This window comes from Rhodococcus sp. NPDC006774 (assembly GCF_040636045.1).
GTDB lineage: Bacteria > Actinomycetota > Actinomycetes > Mycobacteriales > Mycobacteriaceae > Rhodococcoides.
Genome location: NZ_JBEYIW010000013.1, coordinates 66,827 through 93,484, shown reverse-complemented (window position 1 = coordinate 93,484; position 26,658 = coordinate 66,827). Strand labels below are relative to the sequence as shown.

Sequence of the window (26,658 nt, the reverse complement as noted above, 5' to 3'; positions counted from 1 at the left end):
CTCGACGGGTGAGAACGGTCGTTCTCACCGCGTGTGGACTACTGTAGAGAACGTTGGTTCTCTCGGCAAGGGGTAGGTGGGTCATGGGTACCGAACTCGGACGCGACGACGTCATCCGAGCAGCGGATGCACTGTTCTATGCGCGCGGAATCCAGGCCGTCGGAATGGACGAGCTTCGCAGCAGCGCGGGTATCTCCCTCAAGCGCATGTACTCACTGTTTCCGTCGAAGACCGCCATCGTCGCCGAGGTGCTTCGCGGTCGAACACAGCAGTGGAACAACGGGATCCACGCCGAAGCCGCTGCCCACGAGTCCCCTCGAGAGAAGCTGCTGTCGATCTTCGACTTCCTGGACCACTGGTTTCGTGAGGACGACTTCCGCGGGTGTGCCTTCATCAACTCCTTCGGCGAACTCGGTGCCACCATGCCCGAGGTCGCCGACGCTGCGCATCAGCACAAGAAGAACTTCATCGACTACGTCACCCGATTGGCGGTCGAGGCCGGATGTGAGCCCACCGTCGGGCTGCAGATTGCCTTGCTCGCCGAAGGTGCTCAAACCACCGCGGCCATCACCGAACTGGCCGAATCCGCCGCTGCGGCACAAGCTGCGGCGAAAGTTCTGCTCGATTCGAGTGCGGGCCGGGTCGGTCGCTGACCAGCATCGGCAATTACTGACATTTGACACTGAAATCCTTCGCAGGTCGGCGTTAGCGTCGAAGACATGAGCAAGCTACGAATCCTCGCCGCCCTCACAGTGTCGACATCCCTGCTGGTCAGTGGATGCTCGTCGACGGACGAGCCGTCCACCGTCGAACCGACCACCACCACGCCCTCCACAGGGAGCATCAAGACCGACGACGTTCAGGCAGCCTTGGACGCCCTGGTCGACGCCGGATCCGTCGCCGCTGTCGCGCAGATACGCGACGGCGAGGATTCGTGGTCGGGAGCGGCCGGTCTCGTCGAGCGCGACGGCACCGAGGCTGCGTCCGCCGAGGATCCGGTCCGTATCGCCAGCGTCACCAAGGCCATGGTTGCTGCTGTGGTGCTCCAACTCGTGGACGAGGGGAAGCTCGAGCTCGATCAGCAGGTCGACGAACTGCTTCCCGGAGTACTACCCAAGCCGGTCACCGTTCGCCAACTACTCGATCACACCAGTGGCGTTCCCGACTACTTCACCGGATTCGATTCTGCCGAGCAGATCGCCGCACGTGCAACCGATGCCGTCACCGACGACGAACTGATCGACCGGGCTGTGTCCATGCCCTGGACGAGTGAGCCCGGTCAGGAATTCGGCTACGCCAACACCAACTACGTCCTGCTCGGACAGATCGTCGCCGACCTCGATGGCAAGTCCATCGGACAGTCGTTGCAGGACAGGATCTTCGATCCGATGGAGATGGCCGACTCGACGTACCCCACCGATTCCACGCTCGACCCCGACGCGTTGCACGGCTACGTGCTGGAGAACGGAACCTACACCGACGTCACCGATTACGACGCCAGTATCTGGTCGTCGGGGGCTGCCGTGGTCTCCACCGTGGCAGACATGAACACCTTCTTCAGAGCGCTGTTCGACGGCACGCTGATCCCGCAGAACCTGATCGACGAGATGCAGGTCGTGACGCCATCCACGTACGGACTCGGCCTGCTGCTGGGCGGAGACGCGTGCAACCCGGGTTCGGGCGAGCTCGTGTTCGGCAACCGCGGCAACGGCTTCGGCTACCGCACCTACGCGTTCTCGAGCCCGGACGGCCAGCGTCAGGTATCGCTGGCCTGGACCACGGCCGGGTCGAACCCCGCCGCCGACCCACTCGAACAGCCGGCCACCGAAGCATTGATCGCCGGACTCACCTCGACCTGCCCGGCGTAGCACTCACAGCACACTCACCCAGCCGTGCACTTCGTCGCTGGTGAGCGCGGCCTGGTGACGCTTTCCTAGAGTGAGTGTCACCGGGCCCGACTGCTTCGTTCCTATTGCGCGACCATCGATCTCGTACACCGGGGCTACTCCGGCCGAGGTGCCGCAGACGAAGACCTCGTCGGCGATGTACAGCTCCGTGAGATCGACGGTGCGCTCCTGGACGGTCAGCCCTTCTTCGCGCGCCAGGGTCAGAATCGTCCGACGGTTGATGCCGTCGAGAATGTCGCTGGTGACGTCGGGGGTGACGAGCACTCCGTTCCGCACGAGGAAGATGTTCGCGGCACTGAGTTCGCAGACATGGCCGTTGATGTCGAGGAAGATACAGTCGTCGAAGCCACTGTCGATTGCATCCTGTTTGGCCAGAACGGAATTGACGTACGCACCGTTCACCTTGGCACGGGAGGGAATGGCGTAGTCGGGAATTCGACGCCAGACACTTGTCTTCAACCGCATGCCGTCCTGCGGGACAATGGGATTGGCGTCGTACAGGAAGATGGATACGGTGGTGTGCAGTCCGCGGACTCGCGTCCCGGGGATCGACTCGTCGACGTGGACGGTAGCTCGAACGTAGACCTCGGTCGTCGGGGCGTTGGCGGCGACCACGTCCCGCGTCGCCTGCACGAACTTCTCGAACGTCCACTGCGAGGCGAACGTGTCGATGCCGATGATCTTGCAGGATTCGACGAGTCGCTGATAGTGATCGAGCAACCGGAAGGCCGTACGCCGTTCACCGTCCACCTGCACGGGGAACACCGTGTAGACACTGAGCCCGTACAGGACGGCCGAGGTCGCGACCCCGAGTGTCGCCTCCTGCGCGTCCACCAAGCGATCGCCGAAATACACCTTCGAGTGCGGAAGAGCCATGCGGCGATGCTAGTCGCCCGGTGAGTCCAAGCGACAACGCTTTTACTTCTCTATGGTCGAGTACATGAGCGAACGCACAGTACTGACCCGCACCCTCTGGAACGACGGCCCCGAGGTGGGTGCCATCGGCTTGGGCTGCATGGGAATGACCTGGGCATACAAGGCCGACGATCGAACGGAGACCCCCGATCGCGTCATCGGGCACGCCCTCGACCTGGGCGTGAACTTCATCGATACGGCAGACGTTTACGGCCCGTTCACCAACGAGGAAGTCGTCGGCAAAGCCATCGGGAACCGGCGTGACGAGGTGACCCTCGCGACCAAAGGTGGGCTCGTCTCCCACGTCGGCGACGCCGGAGAGCCGGTCATTTCGGGCCCCAACGGCAAGCCCGAACACCTACGTTCGGCAATCGACGATTCGCTGCGCCGCCTGGGCGTCGACCACATCGATCTCTACTACCTGCACCGTCCCGATCCCGAGGTGGCCGTCGAAGACAGCATCGGCGCGATGGCCGAGGCCGTGCAGGCCGGAAAGGTTCGGGCACTGGGTGTCTCGGAGTTCTCCGTCGAGCAGCTCGATCGGGCCCAGCAGGTGCACCCGATTTCTGCAGTGCAGTCGGAGCTGTCCCTGTGGACGCGCGATCACCTCGCCACCTCGCTGAAGTGGACGCAAGACAACGGTGCGGCATTCGTGCCGTTCTCACCGCTGGGCCGAGGATTCCTGACCGGCAACTTTCGCGGAACCACGCCTGCTGCAGACGATTTCCGAGCTCGGCTGCCACGCTTCAGTCAGGACAACCTCGATGCGAACCTCGTGATCGTCGACTCCATCGCGGCCGTCGCCGACGAACTCGGCGCGACGCCTGCGCAGGTGGCCCTGGCCTGGGTTCTGGCGCAGAGCGAGCACGTGGTTCCGATTCCCGGTACTCGACGCACCTCGCGTCTGGACGAGAACGCGGGCGCAGCCTCGCTCACCTTGAGCCCGGACCACCTCGCTGCCCTCGACGCACTGCCGGCACCCGCCGGTGGTCGCTATTGAGATCGTTCGCGTCGACCCCGTCGCCGATCTGGGCCTCGCCGAGCACATTCTCGCAGTGCAGAAGAGTTCGTATGCGGTCGAAGCGGGACTGATCGGCGACAACCGAATCCCGTTGCTGCACGAGTCGGTGGACGATCTGTGCGCTGCACAGGTTCATTGGCTCGTCGCGCGGGAGAGTGACGAAATCCTCGGCGCTGCAGCCTGGTCCGAGGCCGAGATCGACCGTCTGATTGTCGCACCGCACGCTCACCGACAGGGCATCGGACGCAGGTTGGTCATTGGCATGCTGGATTCGATTGTGGGACAACGTGTGCAGGTGGCCACCGGACGAGACAACGCGCCGGCCCGCAGGTTGTACGAATTACTCGGCTTTGTGCACACCGAGGATCAGGAAGTACTGACGGGACTGTGGCTGGCGCGCTACGAACTCGACCGCTGATCGGTATCGAAGTTGCGCGGGCGGGCGACGAACCAGATCAGCGCACCGGTGATCGGCATGAGCAAGACGAGCAGACACCACCAGAACGCGGATCCCCGACGAGCCTTGTTGCTCCGAAGAATCGACACCCACGCGGCAGCCACGAGGCCCAGCCACAGAACAACCGCACCTATCCACGCGAGATCGAACGCCAACGGAAGTGTCGGGTTGACCTCGGTGCTCATACTCACCCCATCGATTTTGCTCGGCGTTAGGCTGCGACCATGACCGCCTGGATCGAAGTTCTCACGGCCATGACCGCTGCATCGACCATACCGATGCGGGGCACTATCGAAGAGATCCGGGAAGCAGGCAGCCCCGAGTCCTATCGTCAAGGATTTGCCTACAGCGGCACACCTCCCGTTCTGATCGCACCCGAAGACAGTTGTCGGGTATGGCGATCCGGGAGAAAGATCCGCGTCGAACATAACGTCGGTAGTCCGATCTTCGTCAGCGATGGCGTTCGCGCCTGGGACTTCACAGGCTCGGTCGACCGGCCCCGCGTCGGTCCAGTCGGTCGCGTGATCTACCTGGGTCCCAGTCAATTCTTGTTGCAGCAACGCAGTACCGCCGAGTGGACCGGAAACGAATTCGCGCAACCGATCGGCACGGTGGAGACGGTCGAGTTCGCCGGGCGCGATTGTTGGACTGTGCAATTGGCTCCTCCCGACGGGAAACCGTATCCGCTGCGCATCTGGGTCGACGTCGAATCCGGTTTCATCTTGGGTGACCGCATCGACGAGGCAGGGATCGGTTCGCAGTTCGTCGACGTGACGATGGGAGAGCCGATCGACGATGCAATATTCGTCTGGGATGGTCCCGCTTACACGACCGAGGAGTACCAAAGTCTGCTCGAAGAGGAGTCCAGAGCATTGCGGCGCGACCACCTTCGGTGGTTCACCGACCAAGTGGCATCCACGCCGCTGACGGTTCGTGCGCCCCTGAACTTCACTCCTGAGGACGTTCGCATCGCCGGCAACGGAGGCTTCGATACGAGCAATCGCAGGACGCTCCTAGGACGCCGTCCTCGTCGGGACGCAGGATGGACGCCGAAATGGGGAGTCAGTCATTACGTCTGGTCCACGACCGAATGGGATTGGGCAGCAGGCGCAATGGACCTGGAACTCGATGAGGCGGCGGTCCTCGAACTGCAGGCATCTCTCCACCCCGGGGAGCCGGTGGACCGTCTCCGACGGATCAGTCGATCCTCTGAACGATTCTGAGCGATCGACGCATACCAGGTCCGACCGCCCCCACATTAAGACCAAGGGTAGCCTATCCCAATGTCATCTCGATTCTTGTCCTCGCGCACCCTCGATCGACGTGGGTTCTTCGTACTCGCCGGGGCTGCCGCACTCGTTTCCGCCTGCTCGCCCCGCAGCCAGGATGCGGCAGCCACGACCGCGGAGACTGTGCGGATGACGGGCGACGGCTTCGATGTCACCGTTCCTACGCGACCCACCCGCGTGGTCGTGATGGAGGGGCGAGGGGATCTCGAATTTGCCCTGTTGGCCGGATATCCCATCATTGCCACCGGCAACACCTTCCAGCCCGGCGCGCGTCCCGCGGGGCAGTTCGAGGGACTGCTGGACGCGCAGACCGAGGTCATCGGCGGGCCCGACGGCCCAGCGGCAGAGGAGATCGCCGCGCTGTCTCCCGATCTCATCGTGATGCGCGCCAATGGATGGCGGCTCGACTGGTACGGAAACGAGCAACTGACCAAGATCGCACCGGTCCTCCCCGTCGAAGTCAACGAACCGAATTTCGAGCAGTACACCGTCGACCAGTTCTCGGCCATCGGGCTACTCGACACAGTGCAGCCGCGCCTGGACGAGTACCACCGAACCATCGACGACGCGGCCGCGGTCACGAACGGTCGCAGGATCGCCCTCATCACCAGCGAGCCGGTTGCCAAGGGATACGTCATCGTGTGGACCAACTACCTCGGCAACGCGGTCGCCACAGATATGGGATTCACTGTGCTGCAGAACAATCCCGAGGACGAGGAGGGAAACTATCGACTGTCGGTCGAGAATCTGAACCAGATCGCCGACGCGGAGTTCATCTTCCACCAGACCACCGATCCCACCCAGATCGACGGAATCGCCGCGTGGCAGAACCTTCCCGCCGTCGCCGCGGGTCGCAGTGCGGTGCTGGATCCGCAACTGAACAACGGTTTGGTCATCACCGCAACCAGTTTCGCCAACAGGCTGATCGAGGTTGTCCGCAAAGCGGATTGAGTTACGTTAGGAGCCATGATTTCTGCCGGCAGCGCGATCGCGCTTGCCCTGTTCGCTATGGCTGTTGTTTCGATTATCCGCGACCCCTATCTAGGATCTCTGGCCAAGTTGGCCTGGGTTCTCGTTGCATCGATTCTGCCCATCATCGGGCCGATCCTGTGGTTCACGGTCGGCAAGCGCTATCCCTACGGTCTGAGCGGCGGCAATCGATGACAGTTCAATGTCCGGTCGCGTTGCGCAGGTCGATGTTCACCAGGTGGCTCACCTGGTCGCGGAGCCATTCGACGGCCTGCTGATCGGGCGCGGGCGTGTGAGCCAACAGCGTCCAGCGCAGCCGGGTTTCAGGAGTCAAGTCGAACTGCAGCAGGACGTCGGGATGGCTCGGCCACGGCGAGCTCCAGACAACGCGGTCGAACTCGCTGCTCTCGACAATGCGAGGTAGCGGCTGGCCCTCCAACATCACCGGCCACGCGAACCCTTGATTCTTCGGATGCACATCGGGGTACATGAGTGCCTTCCAGACGAAGAAGACCGGCGGCGACAACACCGCAGTCCTGCTCGCGAGAACCATCATCTGCTTACCGTACGCAGATACGAACTCGGGAGCCCTACTATTTTCCGCGCACGACCGGTACGGCGGCTGCCATCTACCGACGACAGGCAGAGCTGTGCGCTGACACTGGTGTGGGTCGTCAGGCGGGTTGTCGTGGTTCCTCGTCCCCGGTGTCGCCGTGCAAGTCGGGCGGGTACAGCACTTCCTCGGGGTGGTGTGCGTGATTGATCAGTCCGCGGCGTTTGGGGTCCATCCCCGCCGGTGGATGCCACAGGGTGCGACCCGGATAGCGATGTCCTGCTCCGGTTTTGGTGGTGGCCCATTTGCCTGGTCCGGTGCCGACGAGTGCGTGGTGCATGTCGCAGCCGAAGGTCAACTCGTCGATATCGGTGAGCCCACCGGTGGTCCAGTCGTCGACATGATGGGCTTGGCACCACGTTGCCGGCCGGGTGCAGGACGGGAAGCTGCAACCACGGTCCCGAGCGATGAGCACGATGCGTTGGTCGGCGGAGGCGATGCGTTTGGAACGGCCCAGATAGAGAGCTCTGCCGTGGTCGTCGAAGATCGTCAGGTAGTGGTGGGCATGGGAGGCCATGCGGATGGCGTCGCGGATCGAGACGCGGGATCCGGTGCCGGTCATGGCATAACCGCAGCCGGCTTCCAGATCTTTCAGGCTCATGGTGACGATCGCGGTGACGGGCAGGCCGCGATGGGTGCCGAGTGTGCCGGAGGCCAGTACCTGCCGGAGCGCCAGTTTCACGGCGTCGTGCCGACGTTCGTTCTGGGTGCGGCTGTCACGCTGGGCTGCGGCCTCGCACGTTGACGCCGCAGCCTCGGCCCGTGCCTCACTGCTCTCGGTATCGCCGTGCCCGGCAGCGGTACGACTGGCAGCAGAGGCGTCGGAGGAAGTGTCGTCGGAGGGGGCGTCGTCAGAGCCTGTACCGCAACCGCATTCGATGCCGCCTCCGCAGTCATCGTCACCGCAATGGCCGTCACAGCCACATAGACCGTCGTCCCCGAGTCCCGCATCACTTCGCCACCGGTCTTCCCGCTCAGGTACCGGTGGTGTCCCGGAATTGGACTCACCCGATCCTGCATCACTCGCCCCTGCTTCGCGGGGCGTGGTCCCGGGCTGCGGTCGTGCGTCAGCATCCTCGCCGGAGGTCTGGTCGTCCTCGTCGCGGCTGGTCTCGTCGTCGACGATCGGTTTGCCGTCGGCGGGGTTGTTCACTCCGGGTTTCGCGGCTTTGGAGAACAGGGCTTCGAGGTAGGCGCGTAGTTCGGGGTCGACGCAGAATTTTCCTTCCGACATCCCGTCGGCACCTTGTTCACCGAGGTAGAAGAACGCATCCCGTCGCTTCCGCGGCCTCGGCTTCCCGTCCTCGTCTTCGTCGTCGTCGTGGTCGCCGTCGGGGTTGAGGATCGAATCCAGGTTTGCCACCAACGGTGCGAAGTCGTCGGGCCGTCTGGTCGAGGCGAAACCCACCAATTGCTCTTCGGCTCGCTCCCGCGTCTGCGGGTCGACACTCGAGGGCAGATGCCGGAAGAACTCGCGGATCATCTGCACATGCTTGGCGTCGAGCAACCCCGCCCGCAAGGCAGCAGCGGTGTGCGGCAGCAACGGCGGCAGAACTTCGCCCGAGAAACAAGTGCGGTCGCCCAATTCCGCAGCCAGACGCACCCGCGCACCCGCGGCGTGTGGGGTGATCCGCAGCATCCACGCCACGGACGACGGCACCGAACCCGCATACACATCGAGGCCGTGTTGAGCGATGAGTTCGTTGAGCCAGGTATACGAGTACGCCGTCACAGACCGGGTCAGAGTTTCCATCCGTTCGATCACCGCACGCCGGTCGGCGTTCGTCCACGACACCGACGCCTGCCCCGCCAACTCCGCGACCGCGGACTCGACCCGATCCACCAACAACGACAACTCCGGATCGGACACCTCAGGGGCAGGCGGCACCGTCTCGATGCCGTCCACCCCTGATCCGCCGTCCCCCGAAAGCATGAACAAAATCTACCGCGACCCACCGACACACTTTCGAACTCAAGTACGAACGCGCCGTCGTCGCCACAGCGGCATCGGGGCCGTACCGTGTCGCTCATGACCTACGCGACGCCGTGGACAAAGGACATCCCGCCAGTTCAAGGCCTCGGCTTGATGCGCCTGCGGGACGACGGTTGGGGAGATCCAGACCGGGATCCTGGACGCTTGGTACGGACTGCCATCGACGCCGGCGTGACGTTGCTCGATACCGCCGAAATGTATGGCAACGAAGCCATCGTCGGGCGCGCCTTGGGTTCGCATCGCGCGCAGGTGACTCTCTGCAGCAAGTTCAGCGTCTACTGGGGCGAGTCGGGGAGTTTCGACGACTGGTCGGTGAAAGCAGATTCCCAGACCGTCCACACTGCGATCGGTGGGACGCTCGACCGACTCGGCGTCGACCATCTGGACATCTACTACCTGCACCATCGCAGCGCGGACACCCCGATAGAGGAAACCGTCACCGCGATGGCAGAACTGAAGCAGGCAGGCAAGATCCGTCACCTGGGCCTCTCGAACGTCACCGCCGAAGACGTACGGCGCGCCAACGCGATACATCCGATTGCCGTTGTGCAACAACAGTGGTCGCTCGACCACCGCGAAGTCGAATCTCTCCTACCCATTCTTGCGGAGCTCGACATCGCTCTCATCGGACACTCACCCCTTGGCCACGGCAGCCTGACCCGCTCGTACGACACGCCACTTGTCGAAGCTCTCGCGAGTATCGCGTCGAACAGAGGCACAAGTTCCGGTCAGATCGCATTGGCCTGGGTCCATCATCGTGGCAATCAGACCGAGGCGACGGTAGTTCCGCTACCCGGAACATCGAGAATTACTCACCTACTCACGAATCTCGCTGCGGCACAGCTGATTCTCGACAACTCGGAGATCGAGCAATTGGAAACCGCTGCTCAGATTTCGACCTAGCCTCTTCTCGCATGTGAAATGGGTTGACTCGACCACACCGAACATCGGTAGCGTCAGGTCCATGGCATCGAGCACCTACCGGCCGGGATGGTCGGACGACGATCTGAATCAGAATGTCTCGGAGGCCCTGTGGGTGCGCGACAGCCTGAACATCGTCTCCACAACTACGGTGGGCTCACTGGTCCCCACTGTGTTCGACGCCTATGCCCGCATCCTATATCCCGTACGTGCCAGCACGTCCCAGCCTGCGGCGGCGAAATCCGTAGTGCCCTGGCCTGATCAGCTGAAGTCCGTCATCGCCGTACTTACTCGAAACACGAACACACCGAACGAGTGCTGGTTCGCCGTGTGGGAAGGCAACACCGCTCTCGACGACATTCGCGACACGGCACCGACCGCACACATCGCCGGCTACAACTATTTCCTGTTGAAGGGACCGGTCTCACGCGCAACGGACACCCTCGGAGGACTGTCACCGAACCTGTGGTGGCCCGCCGACCACGCATGGTGCGTGGCTCAACACTTCGACTTCCCCTGCGCGTATCTCGGAGGCAGCGCAAAGACCGCCGCGGATGTCCTCACGCTCACCGACATCGAATCCCGACCGGTCCGCGTCGACCAGATCATCACTGCCGGCTACGACGAGACCCACTAGCCACCGACGCTGCGTCAGAATTGCGCTCTCGGCGCTCCCATTCCCGGGTCGATTTGGAACGGGCCACTGGCGGACGGCGCTATCGGGAAGTCGAAGATCGCGGTGGGGATGTACACGGTGGCACAGGAGTTCGGGATGTCCACTACCCCGGACAGGCGTCCTTCGATCGGGGCCGATCCCAGTAGCAGGTACGCCTGCTCGGGGCTGTATCCGAACTTGGTGAGGTAGTCGATCGCGTGCATGCATGCGTTCTGGTAGGACAGGTCGGAGTCCAGATATTTCTGCTCACCGTCCACGGTCACCGAAATACCCGAGAAGGCAATCCATTCCGAGTACTGCGGCGCGGTGTTGCCGGGCATGAAGATCGCGTTTTCGCTCACCCCGTAGGTCTCCATGCCGCCCTTGATCAGATCGACGTGCAGGTCCATGAAGCCACCCATTTCGATGGCACCGCAGAACGTGATCTCCCCGTCTCCCTGCGAGAAATGCAGGTCTCCGAACGACAGCTTCGCGCCCGGCACGAACACCGGATAAAAGACGCGAGTGCCCTTGGTCAGGTTCTTGATGTCCTGGTTTCCTCCGTTCTCGCGGGGCGGTGCCGTGCGCGCGGCTTCGCCTGCAACGCGGGAGAATTCGTCACCGCTCAACGATCCGAGAATCGCACCGTCGAGTTCGGGAGCCAGCGCCAACGGCGGGACACGATTGGGGTCAGTGGCGATCAGCGCACCTTCACGGGTATTCCACTTGGCCAACAACTGCGCCGACGGGGCAGTCCCCATCAGGCCGGGATGGGTGATGCCGGTGTACTTCACGTGCGGGACGTGGCGAGATGTTGTGGTCTGCCCGGAGAAATCCCAGATCGCCTTGTACGCGTCGGGGAATCGATCGGTGAGGAACCCGCCGCCGTTCTCCTTGGCGAAGATTCCCGTGTAACCCCAGCCCTGGCCGGCCAACGGACCCGAATCCTCCTGCGGGATCGGACCGACGTCGAGGATGTCGACGATCAACAGATCGCCGGGCTCGGCTCCCTCGATATGGAACGGCCCGGACAGCGTATGCACGTTGTTGAGCGGCGCATTCAGAATGTCCTCGGCGGAATCGTCGTTGTGGATGGCCCCGTCGAACCATTCGCGACAATGAGCTCGAAAGGACGTGCCGGGTTTGACCGTGACAGCCGCCGGGATATCGGGATGCCATCGGTTGTGACCGACGATCTCCTGTTCGGTGAAACTCTTCGTCGAGTCGAGCGGAAACAGCAGTTCGGGCACGAGGCACCTCCGGTTGCGCGGATTCTCCTGCCTCGATCATTGCACCGTTCTGGCGCATCCGGCCGATTCTGACGTGTAAATCTTGTATGACGTTGTGCCGGAACGTTGCTGATGCGCCACATCGCGCTACTCTCGAATGCGTGCCGACCTACAGCTTCCGCTGCGCACAGCGTTGCGCCCCCGTCGAACAGCGATTCTCCATGGCCGACGCGCCCTCGCAGGTGACGTGCCCGGAGTGCGGAGAGGTAGCCGCACGACAGATCTCGTCGCCTGCTCTCGGCAGAGGAAACAGCGCTGCGATGAAGGCGCACGACGCCTCCCGCGCCACGGCCGACACGCCTGCTGTCGTCTCATCCCTACCGCCGGCCGGCAGATCGGCAACGAGGACCACATCCAACCCACTGCATCGCCGACTGCCGCGCCCCTGACGAACGGCGTTTCCCTTCCGGGCCGATGGGGAAGTCCGACGGCATGCCCGAGCTGCCCCCTCCCCCGTCCATCGCCGATGGCTCCACCACCGACGACGTCGTCGCCTGGGTTGCCGAGTATCTGGGTGATCTGACGCGCGAGGGGCCGGATGGCATTACGGCGGGTGGCATTCGCGGCGGGCAGTCCGCTGCCGATACCGCCCTGGCCGGACTCGACATCACCGGCTATGCGCGCGATCGCAGCACCGTTCTACCGGTGAATCGCCGCGGCGCAAGCCGCATGTCGCCGTACATCCGCCACGGACTGCTGACGCTGCGAGAGGTATGGGACGCGGTCGCCGACGCTCCCCCACGCGACCGTTCCCGGTACCGCGACGAGCTCATGTGGCAGGAGTACGCACGCCACCTCTACGCGCGCACCGGATCCGATCTCGGCCGTTCGCTTCGCCGTGAACAGCCGCGACCGCAGGGCTGGACCGCGCAGCCGTGGCCCGAGGAGATGAACTGCATGTCCTCGGTGGTGGGTGAATTGCGCGAGGACGGTTGGCTCGTCAACCAAACTCGCATGTGGCTGGCCTCCCAGTGGGCTGTCCGTGCCGGGGCGACGTGGCGCGACGGTGAGGACGAGATGTTCGCCCACCTGCTCGACGGTTCTCGCGCTGCCAACCGCCTCGGCTGGCAATGGACCGTCGGTACCGGAAGCGGCAAGGTCTACGGCTTCAGCCGGTGGCAGGTGAACAAGAGAGCACCGTCGCTGTGCCGCAACTGCGCGCTGAAAGACGCGTGCCCCATCGAGAACTGGCCCGACGACGATCTCGGGCCGACTGTCGACGGTCCCGATCTGAACAAGGCTCCGATTCCCGCCGGCCCCGCCCACGTGGAAGGTACTGGCGCAGAACAGGTGTGGATCACAGCAGAATCGCTCGGCACCGCAGACCCAGCACTGGCCGCCGAGACCGACCGGCCCGCCGTGTTCGTTTTCGACGAACCGCTCCTGCGGAAACTCCGGCTCTCCGGGAAGCGACTCGTCTTTCTTGTCGAGACGCTCGGTGAGATCGCGTCGACCCGCCCGTTGGAGGTGCGTCGTGGCCGAGTAGCCGACGAATTGGCCGGACGATCCGTGGCCACCACCTGGGCACCCGTTCCCGGCTTCTCCCGCATCGCCGACGCCATAGCCCCGGTCGAGTTGCACCCGTGGCCGTGGCTGGTGCGTCCCACCACGTCCTCCGTCCGATCGTTCAGCGCCTGGCGTCGGAGTCATTGAACAGCAGTTATTGAACAGCAGTCACTGACCAGAACTATCTCCGCTGCACCGAAATCTGGCCCTCTTCACTGGTGATCGATACCGACCTCGGGGAGCTCGGATCGTCGACGACGTCGATGTCGACGTCTCCCTTCTCCGACGTCGCCTCGACGTCGTAGAAGTCTGCCGCCGGGAGTTCGATCATGCTGTCGCCCTGCATGTTCTGGATGCGTATCGAGTCCGGCGGCACCCTCGAATCCAGGGTGACCAGACCGAACGTCGTGGCCACCTCGACTGCAGACACAGCCGCATCGGTGATCTCGACATCGCCGAATCTGGTTGTTATGTCCAGGGTTCCGGCAGATCCCCGAGCGATCACCGAGCCCGCCGACGTGGACACCGAGGTCTGCGCGTCCACGTCGGTGAGCACCACGTCGCCTGCTGCTTCGTCGATGTCGAGTACCAATCCGGCCGGTACCCGTAGTTCGAGACCGATGTCGCAGCTACCGTTCTTTCGGTAGGAACATTCCACAGCGATCGTCGAGCCGTCGTCACCGATGTCGACCGTCGGAGTATCTCCTCGGTAGGACCCGTCGGCCCGAACGTGCAGGTCGGAGTCGGAGCTCATCGACACCGACACACGGGCTAATCGCGTTGTGACGGACAGATTCTTGCCGACGATCGCTGTGTCGGCCGAGTAATCGAAGGACTGCATCTTCGGCGTGGTGAAGCCGACGGCGATGGTGGCCGCCGTGGCTGCTCCTGCGGTGCCGACGACCGCGACAGCTGCCGAAACCGCAACGACACTGCGCCACATCGACTTCTTCATTGGATCGCTCCCAGATATCGTAGGACGGCCATGACTCGGCGGTGATCGGCACTGTCTCCGAGTAGGCCGAGCTTGGCGAAGATGTTGCCGATGTGCTTCTCCACGGCTGCTTGACCGACCACCAATGCAGAGGCAATTCCGGCGTTCGACTTGCCTTCGGCCATGGCGGTCAACACTTCCCGTTCGCGAGGGGTCAGCGAATCGAGTGGATCCGATCGTGGGGCCCGAGCCAGGATCTGCTGCACCACTTCTGGATCGATGACGGTTCCGCCGGTGGCAACGGTCCGCACGGCATCGGCGAACTCGTCGACGTCGGCCACCCGGTCCTTCAACAGGTACCCCACGCCGTCCGTGCTCTGCCGGATGAGCTCGGCTGCGTACCGTTCCTCCACGTACTGCGAGAGCACGAGAACACCGACAGCGGGCCACCGTTGGCGAATGACCAGTGCTGCGCGCAGACCTTCGTCCAGAAAGGTCGGCGGCATGCGAACGTCGATCACGCAGACATCAGGAAGCGGATCGGCGGCAGACATGGCCGCGAGCAGTTCCGACGCATCGGCCACCTTCCCGATCACGTCCGCTCCGGTGTCGACCAACAGGCGAGCGACACCCTCTCGCAACAGAACCGAATCGTCGGCGATGATCACTCGCACGGGACACTCACCTCGAGCCGAGTCGGGCCGCCGGACGGCGACGTGATGGAGAGGGTTCCGTCGATTCCGCTGAGCCTGTCCTCGAGCCCGGCCAGGCCGCCTCCTGGAGCCGGATACGCTCCGCCGCAACCGTCGTCGACCACCGTGACACGCACTGCGGACTCGACTCTCGAGACGTCGACTCGGACGTGGTCGGCCTTCGCGTGCTTGCTCACATTGGTCAGGGCCTCCGAGACGACGAAGTAGACCGTCGACTCGACGGTGGCGTCCGGACGTCGATCACCGGAGAGGGCAGGGTCGATCCGAACAGTCACCGGTACCGCACACAACGCCGCGACGGACGACAGTGCGGCGTCGAGACCGCGGTCGGTCAGGATCGGCGGATGCAGACCGCGGGTGAGGGTGCGGATCTCACCGATCGCGTTCTTGGCCTCCCGGTGGGCGTCGTCGAGCAATTCCTTCAGGACCGCATCATCGGTCGACGCGACGCGCGATTTGGCCTGTCCCAGTGACATTGCCACCGATACCAATCGTTGCTGGGCCCCGTCGTGCAGATCGCGTTCGATGCGACGGCGTTCGGCATCCGCAGCGTCGACGACGCGAGCTCGACTCACCGTCAATTCGTCCACTCTCCTACTGGATTCGGATCGGCCGAGAAGGGTTGCGGCACTCCACCAGTCGAGTCGCACCAGGGCCGTGAGCAGCAGTGGCACTCCCGCGACAAGGGTGACCAGCGAGGCGAAGCCGACCAACGCGACGAGCGGATAGCCCACCCGTTCGCCTATTTCGAGCTCATTGGCGACCGGGTTCGTCACTATCCAGGCCACCGGCGCCGCCGCAAGAACGGGTAGGGCCACGAAGAGCGCCGGCAGCAAGAACAGCAGTACGGCCGAGACCGGAATGCGAACGAGCCAATAGCACAGCGACTTCCACAAACCGATGTCGCGGAGGCACCAGACGAACGTGCGCCAACTGGTCGGGTACACGGTCACGTCAGGGCCCTCGATGAGAACTCCACCGGTGAAGCCGATTCCGGCCCGCGCTGCGCGGTCCATCCACCGCAGCGCCACTATCGTCAGGGCGAACACGAGCACTCCGCTGAGCGCAAAGGGCAATGCGCACACCGCCAGTACCAGCAGTCCCAGGATCATCCAGCCGCCCAGCCCGGCGAGCGTCGACACCAGCAACGATGCCACTGCCAGCCACCAGTGCGGCGATATCCATGCCCTGAGCGGATTCAGGGGAATCGGTAGTGCCTCGTTCATGCGGATCAGCCTAAGTCGGGTGTTGTCGGCTTGTCGGCACTGTGAACCCACGGCCCGAGGTAGGGCTGGCCCTACCTCGGGCCGTGGGTCGATCGTGGTGAGTTCCGTGGCCCGGACGACGAGATTCGACAGGTATGAACCTGAACATCCTCGATGTGGACCGGTTGTCGTCCGTGCCCGTGTGGGTCGTCTTCGCTGTCGTCTTCGTACTGCTGGCATTCGAGTCCGCGTCGTTGCTCGGTCTCTTCACACCAGGAAACAGTGTCCCGATCACGCTCGGGGTGCTGACGTCGATCGGCGTGGTGCCGTGGCTGCCTGCCGTCGTCACCGCGGCGGTGGCGTCGAGCATGGGTGCGCAGTGGGCGTTCTGGCACAGTCGCCGCACCGAGACGGTGTTGGGTCTCGGGCGAGCGGAGTCAGCGCTGCCGGCCGCGGTGATGAGGGTCGTCCTGGGGCTGACCACACAGGCACGATCACGGCCACGCGCTGTCGCCACCGCCGGACACCTCATCGGGGGTATCCGCACCATCGCGCCCCGACTCGTGGCGACCTCCTCACTGCGGCACCGCGAATACGTGGTGCTCAGCCTGCTGGCCGCAGTCGTATGGGCTGTGGTGCTGGTGTCGGCCGGAGCGTGGCTGGGCGACCGGACGGTCATAAGGACCGCCCTCGGATACGCCTGGATTCCGGCTCTGACGGTGATGGCCGCTACCCAGCTCAGGCGTCGAACACGCTGGTCTTCTCCCGAACTTGTCGGAGCCCGGTGATATCAAGGATGTAGAGAGAGACGACAGAAAGGGATTCGCATGTCCGCACGCTTCGATACTTGCAACGGCACACTCGTGATTCACGCGGTCGGCGGTGCGGAGTGCACGGAGCCGGACTGCGTGGATCTCGAGTACGTTCGCCACTTCCTGGTGCTCGAATGCGAGGAGGTCACCGGCGGTTGCCAGTGCACCGCCCTCGTGGAATTTGCTCAGGCGTCCTGACGTCGAACCACCGGCTGTTGCAGTTCGGTCACCCAATTCTCCTGCGGCTGCGGCTCGGACACCAGGTAGTACTCCCGGCAGACGCCGGAGAGTTCGTAGCCGTTGGCCTCGATCCACGCCGTGAACTGCTCCCAGGTCTCGCCGATCGTCGCCATCGAACCGTGGTGGACGGTGGTCACCGCGAGCTCGACGGGCGGTAGCTCGCGAACCTCGTAGCCCTCGCCGGCCACCACCTCGGGCCCCACCTCGAATGCGGCATGGACGGTGATGCCGGTGCCGTCCCCGTCGTCGACGGCCTCGTACATGGCGATCGACGATGGCCCGAACGTCACGCCGTGCCCGGCGAGCGTCTGGGCGAGTCGGGCGTACATCGGGCCGATGACCGGGCCGATGTTCTCCGGCCCGAACCCGGCGGCGGTCTCGCTGACGAGAGCGATACGGGTGGCCGGCAATGTTTTGGTGTCCACGGTGATCATCGACATCCCTTCGGTGTGGGAGAGTCGCGCATCGATACGACGCAGACGAGCGGCGTCGAGATCGAGTCGACGCGCGACATCAATGCGTTTGGCGGCGAGCATCTCGCGTAGCCGATCACCGTCGACCTCGCCGTGCACGATCTGCGTCACCTCGTCGAGCCTGAACCCGAGGTCCTTGAACACGAGAATGCGTCCCAGAACCTCGAACTGCGAACCGTCGTACGAGCGATAGCCCGTGAACGGATCCACCCGCGCCGGCGTCAACAACCCGATCTCGTCGTAATGCCGAAGCATGCGAACCGACACCCGGCCGATCGATGCGAACTCTCCGATGCTGAACATGACCCTCCGAGGTTCTCGTCTCACACAGTGTGAGGGTCAAGAGGAGAAAATCGGGTGCACTGGACCGCGCTGAGCGCGGTCGACTGCACCCGATTCTTCAGAGCACGGGAATCCAGAAGCGAACAGCCGACCCGATGCAGTCGACACGTTGGCCCCCAGCTCGCTCCAGGGTCGCTGTCGAGGCCGCGTTGCCCACCTCGCATACCGCCGCCACCCGGGTCATGCCCAGATCTGCGGCGAGCCTCAGCACCTCGCGTACTGCCCAGGAGGCAACTCCCCGACCTCGTTCGGACGGGCGGACCCCGTAGCCGATGTGCCCGAGACGGTCGGCAAGCTCGTGGCCGTCGTGTCTGAGTGCGACGCCGCCCAACACACGTTCGCCCTCCACGATCCAGCGGTACGTGCACTCGGCGTCGCTCCGAAGCCGGTCCACCCAGTCCGAAAAGCCCCGTGCGGACTCGACATCGTCGTCGGCCGTCAACCCGAAACCGTCCTCGTGGAGGCCCGGACCCCATTCGATACGACAGTCCAGCCAGGCGTCCCGCAGTTCATGCGAAGGGGCGACCAGTGTCGAGTGAACCGTCACAGACACCCACCTCCGTTTCGGATCAGCGACCGCTCAGGGGCGCAGATTCAATCCCGTTGTGGTCGAGAAGTAGTGCACCGTCTCGGCGCGCGGGGCGATTCGGATGACATCACCCTGCGACGGGGCCGCGATGTCAGGAATGCGGGCGACGATCTGCGCCCCGACGGTTCCCAGATTCGACGCGTCCTCGGCGGTGCGGCCGTAGATGTAGGAGTCCGCACCGAGTTCCTCGACGACGTCGACGACGATGTCGGTACCGGAATCGGAGAGCGTCCACGCTTCCGGGCGCACGCCCATCGTCACTCGGCTGCCGTCGATCCGGTCGGCGATCGCACGCTCGATGGGCACCGACAGCGATCCGAGTTTCGCAGTGCCTGCCACGACGTCCACGTCGAACAGGTTCATCGCGGGTGAGCCGATGAAACCTGCGACGAAGGCGTTGACCGGGCGCTCGTAGAGTTCCTTCGGGCTGGCGCACTGCTGCAGCACACCGGCTTTCATGATCGCCACGCGATCACCCATCGTCATCGCCTCCACCTGGTCGTGGGTGACGTACACGGTGGTGGTGCCGAGCCTGCGCTGGAGCAGCGAGATCTGCGTGCGCGTCTGCACGCGGAGTTTGGCATCGAGGTTGGACAACGGCTCGTCCATGAGGAACACCTGCGGGTTCCGAACGATGGCGCGGCCCATTGCGACACGCTGACGCTGACCACCGGAGAGTGCCTTGGGTTTACGGCCCAGGTAGTCGGTGAGATCGAGAATTTTCGCGGCTTCCTCGACGCGTCGGCCCACTTCGGCCTTGTCCATTCCGGAGATCTGCAGTGCGAAGCCCATGTTCTTCGCGACGGTCATGTGCGGGTACAGCGCGTAGTTCTGGAACACCATCGCGATGTCGCGTTCCTTGGGCGCCAGTGAGGTGACGTCACGGTCACCGATCTTGATGGCACCGTAGTCGACGTCCTCCAGCCCGGCGAGCATCCGCAGCGAGGTGGACTTGCCGCAGCCGGAAGGCCCGACGAGCACCAGGAATTCGCCGTCCTCGATGGCGAGATCCAACGATTCGACTGCCGCGACGTCCGATCCCGGGTAGAGCTTGGTTGCTCCTTCGTACGTGACCTGTGCCATGGGAGTGCTCCTTTGTATGGGTTAGAAGAATCGATGTGCGGAGCCGGCGGGCTCGGCAGTGAGAAAGGTGGGTTCCGGCAGTCCGGATCGTGATGCACTGGCGGCAATCTCGTCCGCCACAGCCTCGACGAGCTCCGACGGCACCAGCGCTACGGCAGAGCCGCCGAATCCACCGCCGGTCATCCGCGCTCCGTATGCGCCTGCCCGCAATGCCGCGTCGACAGCGCTGTCGAGTTCCGGTGAGCTGACCTCGTAGTCGTCCCGCAAGGACATGTGCGACGCGGTCATCAGCTCACCGAGTTCGACACCGGCGGCTCCGCGATCCAGGAGCTCCGCAGCCGCCTCGACGCGTCGAATCTCGCTGGCGACGTGACGAACTCGCGCGATCAGCGTGTCGTCGTCGAGCCCGGCCATGGCCTGCTCCGGGTCGAGTCCACGCAAGGTCTTCACCCCCAGTTCTGCGTACGCCGTATCCAGGGCCGCACGCCGGGCACCGTACTGACCGTCTACCAGGCGGTGCGGCGCGTTGGTGTCGATCACCAGCAGCCGCGAGCCGGACCCGGCCAGATCGAGGGGAATCTGACGCGTCGAACCGTCGAGACAGTCCAGCAGCAGCGCGTGTCCCGGCTGTGCCGACATCGCGATGTTCTGATCCATGCCGCCGGTCGACGCGCCGGCGATCTCGTTCTCGGCGCGGATACTGGCGTCGATCAGCACCTTTCGGTCGAGCCGAAGATCGAAGAGGTCGTCGAGAGCGAGGGCGAACGAGCACTCGAGGGCTGCCGAACTCGACAGCCCAGAACCCACCGGCACCGAAGAATGCACGGCCACATCGACTCCGCCGACTGCGTGCTCCCGAAGCGCCCAGGACACCCCGGCCACGTAGGCCGCCCAACCCGACGGGGTACCCGGACCGATCTCGTCGAGCTCACCGGTCCACGACTCGTCGGTGTGCGTCGATACGGCCCGCATGGTCGTGTCCTCCCGACCGCGCACGGCCACCGCGGTGGCATACGGCAGCGCGAACGGCAGCACCAATCCGCCTGCATAATCGATGTGCTCACCGATGAGGTTGACTCGACCCGGAGCGATCCAGACCCCGTCGGGATCACCGTTGAATGCACTGCGGAACAACGCCGCTGCACCGTCGGCGAGATCCTCCTCGGCGATCACGTCGAGCCAGTTCACGCCAGCACCTCGCGTAGCCGGTCCGCGATCCGCTCGGGAGTGGTGTCGTTGATCCAGGCTCCCATCGCAGATTCCGAACCGGCGAGGAACTTCATCCGCCCCGGTGAGCGCATCATCGAAAACAGTTGCAGATGCAGGCGTCCCAGTTCGCGATCCGCTCCGACGGGTGCCTGGTGCCAGGCCGCGATGTACGGCACCTCGTCGACCCCCTCGAAGAACGCGTCGACTCCGCGCAACAGATCCTGATAGACCACCGCCAGCTCGTCCCGCTCGGCACCGCTCAACTGGGCGAGGTCCGAGACGTCGCGACGCGGCGCGAGATGCACCTCGACCGGCCAGCGCGATGCTGCAGGCACGTACGCCACCCAGTGCTCGGCGTCGACGACGATCCGTCGACCCGAACGAAGCTCGGCGGCGAGGACGTCGGCCAGCAACACTCGGCCTGTCCGCTCGAAGTGTTTGCGCGACTGTCGTATCAGCGCATCGGTACGCGGCGGGAGGTAGGGGTAGGCGTAGATCTGACCGTGCGGGTGAGTCAGGGTGACGCCGATTTCCTTGCCGCGGTTCTCGAAGCAGAAGACCTGCTGAACGCCGGGGATGGCGGACAGGGCAGTGGTGCGATCGGCCCAGACGTCGATGATGGTGCGGACGCGGGAGAGCTCGAGCGACACGAAGGACGCATCGGGGTCACTGGCGAAACAGATCACCTCGCACCGACCGGTGCCGGGTGCAAGCGGCCATAGCGCCTCGCCGTCCACCTCGGTCGGAAGTGACTGCAGTGCCGCGGTTTCGGACAGTGACGGAAAGCGGTTCTCGAACACCACCACGTCGTAATCGGCCGCCGGAATCTCGGTCGCCGGCCTGTCGGGACGACTCGGTGCCAACGGCGACGCGTCGGCAGGCGGCAGGAACGTGCGGTCCATCCGCTGGGCGGCGATGACGATCCATTCGCCGGTGAGAACGTCGAATCGCATCTGCGACTGCGACATCGACGGAGACAGGGCTCGCGTGTCGACGAGATCGCGGGTGGCCTCACCCGAGACGTAGGGCTCGGTGTCGTCGTAGTAGATCAGCTCACGGCCGTCGGCCAGAGTGGTCGACGTCTTGCGCATCGTGTGCGTCGTGGCGTCATGCGCGGTCATCGAGTACTCGTTCCTCGTTCGTGTCGGGGGATTGCTCTCCGGCGATCACCACGTCGTCGACCGTCTCGGACAACGCTTCGTGGACGCCGGGATCGAGTCCGGCATCGGTGACGAACACGTCGACGCGAGAGAGCGGGATGGTGTTGGCGAGCGCACGAACACCCCACTTGGTGTGGTCGGCCAGCACGATGACGCGTCGGGACGATGCGACCAGTGCCTGATTGGTCTGTGCTTCCATCAGATTGGGGCAGGTGAGCCCGGATTCGATGTCCACACCGTGTGTGCCGAGGAACAGCATGTCCAGGTGGATACTCTGCAGTGCACTGACCGTGAGCGGTCCGACGAGCGCGTAGGACGGCGTGCGCTGTCCGCCGGTGAGCAGCACGGTCTGGTCCGACCGGCCACCGGTGTGGAAGACCTCGGCGACGGGCAGGGAGTTGGTGACGACGGTGATGTCAGGAACGTCGAGCAGTTCCTGCGCGAGTGCGTGCGTCGTGGTGCCACCGGAGATGCCGATGGAGGTCCCGGGCCGCACGAATCGTGCCGCGGCACGGGCGATGGCGGCCTTGGCATCTCGATCGAGTTCGGACTTGGCCGAGAACCCCGGCTCGAACACGCTTGCCGATCGCGGCAGCGTCACGCCGCCGTGCACCCGCTCGACCAGACCGCGAGCGACCAGCTCGTTGACGTCGCGTCGAATGGTCATGTCCGACACCGACAGTGCGGCTCCCAGATCTGCGACCTTGACCGCGCCTTCGGCCGTCACCTGGTCCAGGATCTTCTGCTGACGCTGGTGGGCGAGCATCAGCGGTTCTCGGCGATCACAGCACTGCCGCCTGCGGCCACGATGAGTTCGCCGTCGATCTGTGCGCCGCCGACCAGGTCCGTACCCGAGGCGGGCACGCTGACCTTGTCGGTTCCGTGGTTGAGCACGAAGAGCCAGGACTGCTCCCCTGCCGACCGTCGCACGATCTCCACGTCCGATCCGAGGTCGCGTCGGGTGTCGATTTCGGCTGCAGCGCAGAGCTTGTCGGCCAGCGTGGCCCAGCCTGCCGCGTCGGGAACGGTCGCCGCGTACCAGGCGGCACCCGTGCCGACGGTGCGCTTGGTCAGCGCGGGGACGCCGCGCAGGTGCCCCTGGGTGTGCCGCGCCAGCACGTCGACGTCCTCCGACGCGGTGAGATATTCGCTCCAGATCTCGCCGACGGTCTCGTCGTCCAGGGTGAGGGCTTCCCCGTCGGCGAGCGGGAAGAACTCTTCGACGCGCACGCCGAGCAGGTCACGGAATGCGCCCGGGTAGCCGCCGAGTCGCACGTGGTCGTCCTCGTCGGCGATTCCGGAGAAGGCGGTGACGAGGACCTGCGCGCCCCCGTCGGCCGCGTCGGCTATCCGCGCGGCGGTCTCGTCGCTGCACAGGTACAGAGCCGGCACCACGATGACGTCGTAGTCGCTCAGGTCCGTCGACGACGGAACGACATCGCAGGTCACGCCCGCGGAGGTGAATCCGTGATGGGCGCGGCGGGCAATCTCCATGGGCTGCATGGCCATCGACGGATGACCCTCCTGCTCGCACGCCCACTGCGAGGCCCAGTCGAAGAGCACGGCAACCCGAGCATCGACGGTGCTGCCTGCCACCGGTGCCATGCGACGCAGAGCCGCACCGAGCTCGACGACCTCACGCCAGCGCGCGGAGTCCTCGCCTGCGTGCGGAACCAGAGCGGAATGGAACTTCTCCGCCCCTGCCTTGGAGGCGCGGAACTGGAAGTAGGCAATGCCGTCCGCTCCGCGAGCCATGTGTGCCAGTGAATTTCGCATCATCTCGCCGGGGACCTTGGCGCGGTTGATGTGCTGCCAGTTGACGGCGCTGGTGGAATGCTCCATCAACAACCATGGTCGACGGCCGGCAACGCCACGGGTGAGGTCGGCCGAGAACGAGAGCTTGTGATGCGCTGCGGCGTCGCCGGTCTCGGGGCCGACGAGATAGTGGTCGGTGGAGACGATGTCCTGTTCCGGGGCCCAGGACGCGTAGTCCATGTTGCCTGCGAGCGCGGGGCCCTGGCCCATGCCCACCATGAAGTTCGTGGTGACCGGCACGTCCGGGGTGATCCGGTTCAGCACTGCCTTCTCGGCGCGATACTGCTCGAGGAGGGCGTCCGAGCAGAAGCGGCGCCAGTCGAGTTGGTGAGTGGGGTTGCCGAACGTGGTGCTCACCGAGGGCGGAACGATCTCGTCCCAGTCGCTGTAGCGCTGGCTCCAGAAGTCGGTGCCCCACGCGGTGTTGAGGGTCTCGAGGTCGATGTACCTGACGCTGAGCCACTCTCGGAATGCATGCGCACTGTCGTCGGAGTAGCACAGTGCGTTGTGGCAGCCCAGTTCGTTGGACACGTGCCACATGGCCAGCGCGGGATGCTCGCCGTAGCGGTGCGCCATCTTCTCGACCAGTACGAGTGAATGTTCGCGGTACACAGCAGAACTGGGGCTCCACGTCTGGCGGCTGCCGATGGCGTAGCGATAACCGCGCTCGTCCACCGGGCGCATCTGCGGGTACGCAGTGGCCAACCACGGCGGGGGCGACGCGGTCGCCGTGGCCAGGTCGACGCGAATGTCGCCCTCGTGCATCAGATCCATGACGCGGTCGAGCCACTCGAAGTCCCACGTCGACGCGGTCGGCTGCAGGCGAGCCCAGGAGAAGACACCGACGGTCACGAAGTCGACGCCGGCCTCGTGCATCAGCTCGACGTCGCGTCGCCAGACGTCCTCGGGCCACTGCTCGGGGTTGTAGTCGCCGCCGAAGGAGATTCCCTGGGTCGGCCAGGTGCTGCGTCGCGCTGTGTCCATGCTCACAATATGAACGAGGCTTTCTCAGATGTCAACATGAATGAACATTTTCTTACTGATGCAGGTGAACGGGCCACGAGGAGCTTGACAGACGCCGTAGCGTCGTGTTTCTGTAACCTGCATCACCCCGAATGGTCAGGTGAACACCGCAAAACGAACAGCGGGGATGTTCATTTCTGATCGTTATCGATACTTTCTCGTCGAAGGACTTCCATGAACCCACACGAGTGGCCGCGCACGTGGCAGCCGTCCCGACGCGATTTCCTGCGGTCCGCGCTCGTCGCCGCGGGTGCGATCACCGCCGGTGGCGCGCTGTCGGCATGCTCGAACAGCGTCGACCCGAACGTCACCACGCTCGGGTCACGCTTGTCCGACCCCAACTCCAAGCTGGGTGTCGAGGACTTCGTCGCGATGTACCGACAGCAGACCGGGCGACAGCTCGCCGTCAACACCGTCGACTCCACGTCGTTCCAGGAAAACGTCAACAACTACCTCCAGGGCACGCCCGACGACGTCATCACCTGGATGGGTGGGTACCGGGTGAAGTACTTCGCCGAGAAGGGTCTGGTGGAGGACCTCTCGCCGATCTGGGCGAACCACGGCGGCGGCTTCAACGAGAGCTTCCGCGAGAACTCGACCGGCATGGACGGCAAGCAGTACCTGATCCCGTTCTTCTACTACCCGTGGGCGGTGTTCTACCGGCCGAGCCTGTGGGCCGAGCGTGGGTACGAGCCCCCGGCCACGTACGACCAGTGGGTGGCGTTGAGCAAACAGATGCAGGCCGACGGCCTCACCCCGATCGGCTTCGGTGCCCGCGACGGATGGCCACCGTTCGGAACGTTCGACTATCTGAATCTGCGGCTGAACGGCGTCGAGTTCCACCGAACCCTGCTCGCCGGCGACGTGAGCTGGACCGACAATCGCGTGCGCTCGGTGTTCGACACCTGGCGTGAACTACTGCCGTTCCACCAGCCACAGCCACTGGGCCGCAAGATCGCCGATGCGCAGATGGCACTGCTGAACAAGAGCGTCGGTTCACTCGTCGCAGGCATGTTCGTCGCGCAGAGCTTCCCTGCCGGTGCCGAACGCGACGACCTGGACTTCTTCACCTTCCCCGAACTCGACTCCGCCGTCGGAACATCCACGGTCGAAGCTCCCATGGACGGGTTCATGATGCGCACCGACCCGCGCAACCGGCCCGGAGCCGAGGACTTCCTCACCTACATGACCGGACCCGACCCTGCCGTCGCGTACGCGAAACAGGATCCGCAGGCCATTCCCGCGCACCGTGACGCCGACCTGTCGAGTTTCCCTGCGCTGGTACGCAAATCGGCTGATCTGGTGCAGAACGCGGAGGAGATCACCCAGTTCTTCGACCGCGACACCCGTCCCGATTTCGCATCCATCGTCATGATCCCGGCCCTGCAGCAGTTCATCGGCAACCCCAACGATGTCGACGGCCTCGTCCGCAGTATCGAACGCCAGAAGTCGGCGGTGTTCGGAACGACATGAGCCGCAACGACGTCCCTCTCCCATCCCGCCGACCTCGAGATCAGGTACAGCC

The 26,658-nt window shown here is 64.4% G+C and carries 29 protein-coding genes; 14 read left to right on the top strand and 15 right to left on the bottom strand.

The genetic code is table 11. From position 1 onward, the window contains the following. The first annotated feature begins 83 nt into the window (after positions 1–83). Together ABZ677_RS19470 and ABZ677_RS19465 are read left to right on the top strand one after the other, a co-directional pair. The gene (locus tag ABZ677_RS19470) at positions 84–653 is read left to right on the top strand and encodes a TetR/AcrR family transcriptional regulator (RefSeq protein WP_358372312.1); all 570 of its coding nucleotides are present in this window, start codon (positions 84–86) and stop codon (positions 651–653) included. 66 nt (positions 654–719) lie between these two features. Beyond that, positions 720–1,868, top strand: a complete 1,149-nt coding sequence (locus tag ABZ677_RS19465; protein ID WP_358372309.1) for a serine hydrolase domain-containing protein — start codon at positions 720–722, stop codon at positions 1,866–1,868. Positions 1,869–1,871: 3 nt separating this feature from the next. Here ABZ677_RS19465 and ABZ677_RS19460 read toward each other — a convergent pair whose 3' ends face one another. Then, complete coding sequence (locus ABZ677_RS19460) at positions 1,872–2,783, bottom strand: aminotransferase class IV (protein ID WP_358372306.1); 912 nt, start codon at positions 2,781–2,783, stop codon at positions 1,872–1,874. Between the two features lie 64 nt (positions 2,784–2,847). Between ABZ677_RS19460 and ABZ677_RS19455 the strand changes: the two genes are divergently transcribed. Beyond that, the gene (locus ABZ677_RS19455; protein ID WP_358372303.1) at positions 2,848–3,822 is read left to right on the top strand and encodes an aldo/keto reductase; all 975 of its coding nucleotides are present in this window, start codon (positions 2,848–2,850) and stop codon (positions 3,820–3,822) included. Continuing rightward, positions 3,809–4,261: a GNAT family N-acetyltransferase gene (locus tag ABZ677_RS19450; protein ID WP_358372301.1), complete on the top strand. Its 453-nt coding sequence runs from the start codon at positions 3,809–3,811 to the stop codon at positions 4,259–4,261. The genes ABZ677_RS19455 and ABZ677_RS19450 overlap by 14 nt, the downstream gene beginning before the upstream one ends. On the opposite strand, the gene ABZ677_RS19445 is transcribed toward ABZ677_RS19450, so the two are convergent. Then, positions 4,243–4,485, bottom strand: coding sequence for a PLDc N-terminal domain-containing protein (locus ABZ677_RS19445; RefSeq protein ID WP_358372398.1), 243 nt, complete (start codon positions 4,483–4,485; stop codon positions 4,243–4,245). The two genes, ABZ677_RS19450 and ABZ677_RS19445, sit on opposite strands and share 19 nt — an antisense overlap. A gap of 39 nt (positions 4,486–4,524) precedes the next feature. On the opposite strand from ABZ677_RS19445, the gene ABZ677_RS19440 reads away from it, so the two are divergent. Genes ABZ677_RS19440 through ABZ677_RS19430 form a run of 3 tightly spaced genes read left to right on the top strand, consistent with a single transcriptional unit; the run spans position 4,525 to position 6,753 of the window. Continuing rightward, entirely contained in the window at positions 4,525–5,523 is a 999-nt protein-coding gene (locus tag ABZ677_RS19440; protein ID WP_358372299.1) for a hypothetical protein, read from the top strand. A gap of 60 nt (positions 5,524–5,583) precedes the next feature. Beyond that, a complete protein-coding gene (locus tag ABZ677_RS19435; RefSeq protein ID WP_358372296.1) occupies positions 5,584–6,540 on the top strand; it encodes an ABC transporter substrate-binding protein in 957 nt (318 codons plus the stop codon). 15 nt (positions 6,541–6,555) lie between these two features. Then, complete coding sequence (locus ABZ677_RS19430) at positions 6,556–6,753, top strand: PLDc N-terminal domain-containing protein (RefSeq protein WP_358372294.1); 198 nt, start codon at positions 6,556–6,558, stop codon at positions 6,751–6,753. Between the two features lie 4 nt (positions 6,754–6,757). Here the strand turns inward: ABZ677_RS19430 and ABZ677_RS19425 are convergent, their stop codons facing one another. Then, the gene (locus ABZ677_RS19425) at positions 6,758–7,114 is read right to left on the bottom strand and encodes a hypothetical protein (protein ID WP_358372292.1); all 357 of its coding nucleotides are present in this window, start codon (positions 7,112–7,114) and stop codon (positions 6,758–6,760) included. 118 nt (positions 7,115–7,232) lie between these two features. Continuing rightward, positions 7,233–9,104 (bottom strand): DUF222 domain-containing protein, encoded by a 1,872-nt coding sequence (locus ABZ677_RS19420; RefSeq protein ID WP_358372289.1) that lies wholly within the window; start codon positions 9,102–9,104, stop codon positions 7,233–7,235. Positions 9,105–9,200: 96 nt separating this feature from the next. Here ABZ677_RS19420 and ABZ677_RS19415 point away from each other — a divergent pair, with 96 nt between their 5' ends. Together ABZ677_RS19415 and ABZ677_RS19410 are read left to right on the top strand one after the other, a co-directional pair. After that, positions 9,201–10,067 carry an aldo/keto reductase gene (locus tag ABZ677_RS19415; protein WP_358372287.1) on the top strand — a complete coding sequence of 289 codons (867 nt, stop codon included), beginning with the start codon at positions 9,201–9,203 and terminating at the stop codon, positions 10,065–10,067. A 61-nt stretch (positions 10,068–10,128) separates the two neighbouring features. Then, entirely contained in the window at positions 10,129–10,722 is a 594-nt protein-coding gene (locus ABZ677_RS19410) for a hypothetical protein (RefSeq protein WP_358372285.1), read from the top strand. A gap of 14 nt (positions 10,723–10,736) precedes the next feature. Here the strand turns inward: ABZ677_RS19410 and fmdA are convergent, their stop codons facing one another. Beyond that, the gene (gene fmdA, locus ABZ677_RS19405) at positions 10,737–11,990 is read right to left on the bottom strand and encodes a formamidase (protein ID WP_358372282.1); all 1,254 of its coding nucleotides are present in this window, start codon (positions 11,988–11,990) and stop codon (positions 10,737–10,739) included. Between the two features lie 140 nt (positions 11,991–12,130). On the opposite strand from fmdA, the gene ABZ677_RS19400 reads away from it, so the two are divergent. Beyond that, complete coding sequence (locus ABZ677_RS19400; RefSeq protein ID WP_358372279.1) at positions 12,131–12,418, top strand: FmdB family zinc ribbon protein; 288 nt, start codon at positions 12,131–12,133, stop codon at positions 12,416–12,418. Positions 12,419–12,443: 25 nt separating this feature from the next. Continuing rightward, on the top strand, positions 12,444–13,682 hold the full coding sequence (locus tag ABZ677_RS19395; RefSeq protein WP_358372276.1) for an FAD-binding domain-containing protein: 1,239 nt from the start codon (positions 12,444–12,446) through the stop codon (positions 13,680–13,682). 34 nt (positions 13,683–13,716) lie between these two features. Here the strand turns inward: ABZ677_RS19395 and ABZ677_RS19390 are convergent, their stop codons facing one another. Genes ABZ677_RS19390 through ABZ677_RS19380 form a run of 3 tightly spaced genes read right to left on the bottom strand, consistent with a single transcriptional unit; the run spans position 13,717 to position 16,408 of the window. Beyond that, positions 13,717–14,490, bottom strand: a complete 774-nt coding sequence (locus tag ABZ677_RS19390; RefSeq protein WP_358372274.1) for a DUF4097 family beta strand repeat-containing protein — start codon at positions 14,488–14,490, stop codon at positions 13,717–13,719. Then, positions 14,487–15,143 carry a response regulator transcription factor gene (locus ABZ677_RS19385; RefSeq protein WP_094633486.1) on the bottom strand — a complete coding sequence of 219 codons (657 nt, stop codon included), beginning with the start codon at positions 15,141–15,143 and terminating at the stop codon, positions 14,487–14,489. Before ABZ677_RS19385 ends, ABZ677_RS19390 begins: the two co-directional genes overlap by 4 nt. Then, on the bottom strand, positions 15,134–16,408 hold the full coding sequence (locus ABZ677_RS19380; RefSeq protein ID WP_358372270.1) for a histidine kinase: 1,275 nt from the start codon (positions 16,406–16,408) through the stop codon (positions 15,134–15,136). The genes ABZ677_RS19385 and ABZ677_RS19380 overlap by 10 nt, the downstream gene beginning before the upstream one ends. 134 nt (positions 16,409–16,542) lie before the next feature. On the opposite strand from ABZ677_RS19380, the gene ABZ677_RS19375 reads away from it, so the two are divergent. After that, positions 16,543–17,175, top strand: coding sequence for a hypothetical protein (locus ABZ677_RS19375; RefSeq protein WP_358372268.1), 633 nt, complete (start codon positions 16,543–16,545; stop codon positions 17,173–17,175). Between the two features lie 39 nt (positions 17,176–17,214). Then, positions 17,215–17,397, top strand: a complete 183-nt coding sequence (locus ABZ677_RS19370) for a hypothetical protein (protein WP_032397091.1) — start codon at positions 17,215–17,217, stop codon at positions 17,395–17,397. Here the strand turns inward: ABZ677_RS19370 and ABZ677_RS19365 are convergent. The 7 genes from ABZ677_RS19365 to ABZ677_RS19335 all read right to left on the bottom strand — a co-directional run bounded on the left by ABZ677_RS19365 (position 17,385) and on the right by ABZ677_RS19335 (position 25,094). After that, the gene (locus ABZ677_RS19365; protein WP_358372264.1) at positions 17,385–18,215 is read right to left on the bottom strand and encodes a MerR family transcriptional regulator; all 831 of its coding nucleotides are present in this window, start codon (positions 18,213–18,215) and stop codon (positions 17,385–17,387) included. The genes ABZ677_RS19370 and ABZ677_RS19365 overlap by 13 nt on opposite strands. A 97-nt stretch (positions 18,216–18,312) precedes the next feature. Further along, positions 18,313–18,801: a GNAT family N-acetyltransferase gene (locus tag ABZ677_RS19360; RefSeq protein ID WP_358372261.1), complete on the bottom strand. Its 489-nt coding sequence runs from the start codon at positions 18,799–18,801 to the stop codon at positions 18,313–18,315. 33 nt (positions 18,802–18,834) lie between these two features. Continuing rightward, positions 18,835–19,926 carry a sn-glycerol-3-phosphate ABC transporter ATP-binding protein UgpC gene (ugpC, locus tag ABZ677_RS19355; protein WP_358372259.1) on the bottom strand — a complete coding sequence of 364 codons (1,092 nt, stop codon included), beginning with the start codon at positions 19,924–19,926 and terminating at the stop codon, positions 18,835–18,837. Between the two features lie 21 nt (positions 19,927–19,947). After that, positions 19,948–21,114: a galactokinase gene (gene galK / locus ABZ677_RS19350; protein ID WP_358372257.1), complete on the bottom strand. Its 1,167-nt coding sequence runs from the start codon at positions 21,112–21,114 to the stop codon at positions 19,948–19,950. Next, positions 21,111–22,226 (bottom strand): galactose-1-phosphate uridylyltransferase, encoded by a 1,116-nt coding sequence (gene galT, locus ABZ677_RS19345; protein ID WP_358372395.1) that lies wholly within the window; start codon positions 22,224–22,226, stop codon positions 21,111–21,113. The genes galK and galT overlap by 4 nt, the downstream gene beginning before the upstream one ends. A gap of 16 nt (positions 22,227–22,242) precedes the next feature. Next, positions 22,243–23,061, bottom strand: a complete 819-nt coding sequence (locus ABZ677_RS19340) for a DeoR/GlpR family DNA-binding transcription regulator (RefSeq protein ID WP_037195460.1) — start codon at positions 23,059–23,061, stop codon at positions 22,243–22,245. Further along, complete coding sequence (locus ABZ677_RS19335; RefSeq protein ID WP_358372254.1) at positions 23,061–25,094, bottom strand: beta-galactosidase; 2,034 nt, start codon at positions 25,092–25,094, stop codon at positions 23,061–23,063. The genes ABZ677_RS19340 and ABZ677_RS19335 overlap by 1 nt, the downstream gene beginning before the upstream one ends. A 213-nt stretch (positions 25,095–25,307) precedes the next feature. On the opposite strand from ABZ677_RS19335, the gene ABZ677_RS19330 reads away from it, so the two are divergent. Beyond that, on the top strand, positions 25,308–26,606 hold the full coding sequence (locus ABZ677_RS19330; RefSeq protein ID WP_037195456.1) for an extracellular solute-binding protein: 1,299 nt from the start codon (positions 25,308–25,310) through the stop codon (positions 26,604–26,606). Positions 26,607–26,658 lie beyond the last annotated feature (52 nt).

Coding starts and splice junctions, on each gene's coding strand:
- ABZ677_RS19380 (WP_358372270.1), bottom strand. CDS start 16,408: ATGAACGAGGCACTACCGATTCCCCTGAATCCGCTCAGGGCATGGATA.
- ugpC (WP_358372259.1), bottom strand. CDS start 19,926: ATGGCACAGGTCACGTACGAAGGAGCAACCAAGCTCTACCCGGGATCG.
- ABZ677_RS19395 (WP_358372276.1), top strand. CDS start 12,444: ATGGGGAAGTCCGACGGCATGCCCGAGCTGCCCCCTCCCCCGTCCATC.
- ABZ677_RS19365 (WP_358372264.1), bottom strand. CDS start 18,215: ATGTTCAGCATCGGAGAGTTCGCATCGATCGGCCGGGTGTCGGTTCGC.
- ABZ677_RS19445 (WP_358372398.1), bottom strand. CDS start 4,485: ATGAGCACCGAGGTCAACCCGACACTTCCGTTGGCGTTCGATCTCGCG.
- ABZ677_RS19420 (WP_358372289.1), bottom strand. CDS start 9,104: ATGCTTTCGGGGGACGGCGGATCAGGGGTGGACGGCATCGAGACGGTG.
- ABZ677_RS19340 (WP_037195460.1), bottom strand. CDS start 23,061: ATGCTCGCCCACCAGCGTCAGCAGAAGATCCTGGACCAGGTGACGGCC.
- ABZ677_RS19465 (WP_358372309.1), top strand. CDS start 720: ATGAGCAAGCTACGAATCCTCGCCGCCCTCACAGTGTCGACATCCCTG.
- ABZ677_RS19435 (WP_358372296.1), top strand. CDS start 5,584: ATGTCATCTCGATTCTTGTCCTCGCGCACCCTCGATCGACGTGGGTTC.
- ABZ677_RS19335 (WP_358372254.1), bottom strand. CDS start 25,094: ATGGACACAGCGCGACGCAGCACCTGGCCGACCCAGGGAATCTCCTTC.
- ABZ677_RS19375 (WP_358372268.1), top strand. CDS start 16,543: ATGAACCTGAACATCCTCGATGTGGACCGGTTGTCGTCCGTGCCCGTG.
- ABZ677_RS19470 (WP_358372312.1), top strand. CDS start 84: ATGGGTACCGAACTCGGACGCGACGACGTCATCCGAGCAGCGGATGCA.
- ABZ677_RS19390 (WP_358372274.1), bottom strand. CDS start 14,490: ATGAAGAAGTCGATGTGGCGCAGTGTCGTTGCGGTTTCGGCAGCTGTC.
- ABZ677_RS19425 (WP_358372292.1), bottom strand. CDS start 7,114: ATGATGGTTCTCGCGAGCAGGACTGCGGTGTTGTCGCCGCCGGTCTTC.
- ABZ677_RS19440 (WP_358372299.1), top strand. CDS start 4,525: ATGACCGCCTGGATCGAAGTTCTCACGGCCATGACCGCTGCATCGACC.
- ABZ677_RS19430 (WP_358372294.1), top strand. CDS start 6,556: ATGATTTCTGCCGGCAGCGCGATCGCGCTTGCCCTGTTCGCTATGGCT.
- ABZ677_RS19410 (WP_358372285.1), top strand. CDS start 10,129: ATGGCATCGAGCACCTACCGGCCGGGATGGTCGGACGACGATCTGAAT.
- ABZ677_RS19460 (WP_358372306.1), bottom strand. CDS start 2,783: ATGGCTCTTCCGCACTCGAAGGTGTATTTCGGCGATCGCTTGGTGGAC.
- galT (WP_358372395.1), bottom strand. CDS start 22,226: ATGCGCAAGACGTCGACCACTCTGGCCGACGGCCGTGAGCTGATCTAC.
- ABZ677_RS19330 (WP_037195456.1), top strand. CDS start 25,308: ATGAACCCACACGAGTGGCCGCGCACGTGGCAGCCGTCCCGACGCGAT.
- ABZ677_RS19370 (WP_032397091.1), top strand. CDS start 17,215: ATGTCCGCACGCTTCGATACTTGCAACGGCACACTCGTGATTCACGCG.
- ABZ677_RS19415 (WP_358372287.1), top strand. CDS start 9,201: ATGACCTACGCGACGCCGTGGACAAAGGACATCCCGCCAGTTCAAGGC.
- ABZ677_RS19455 (WP_358372303.1), top strand. CDS start 2,848: ATGAGCGAACGCACAGTACTGACCCGCACCCTCTGGAACGACGGCCCC.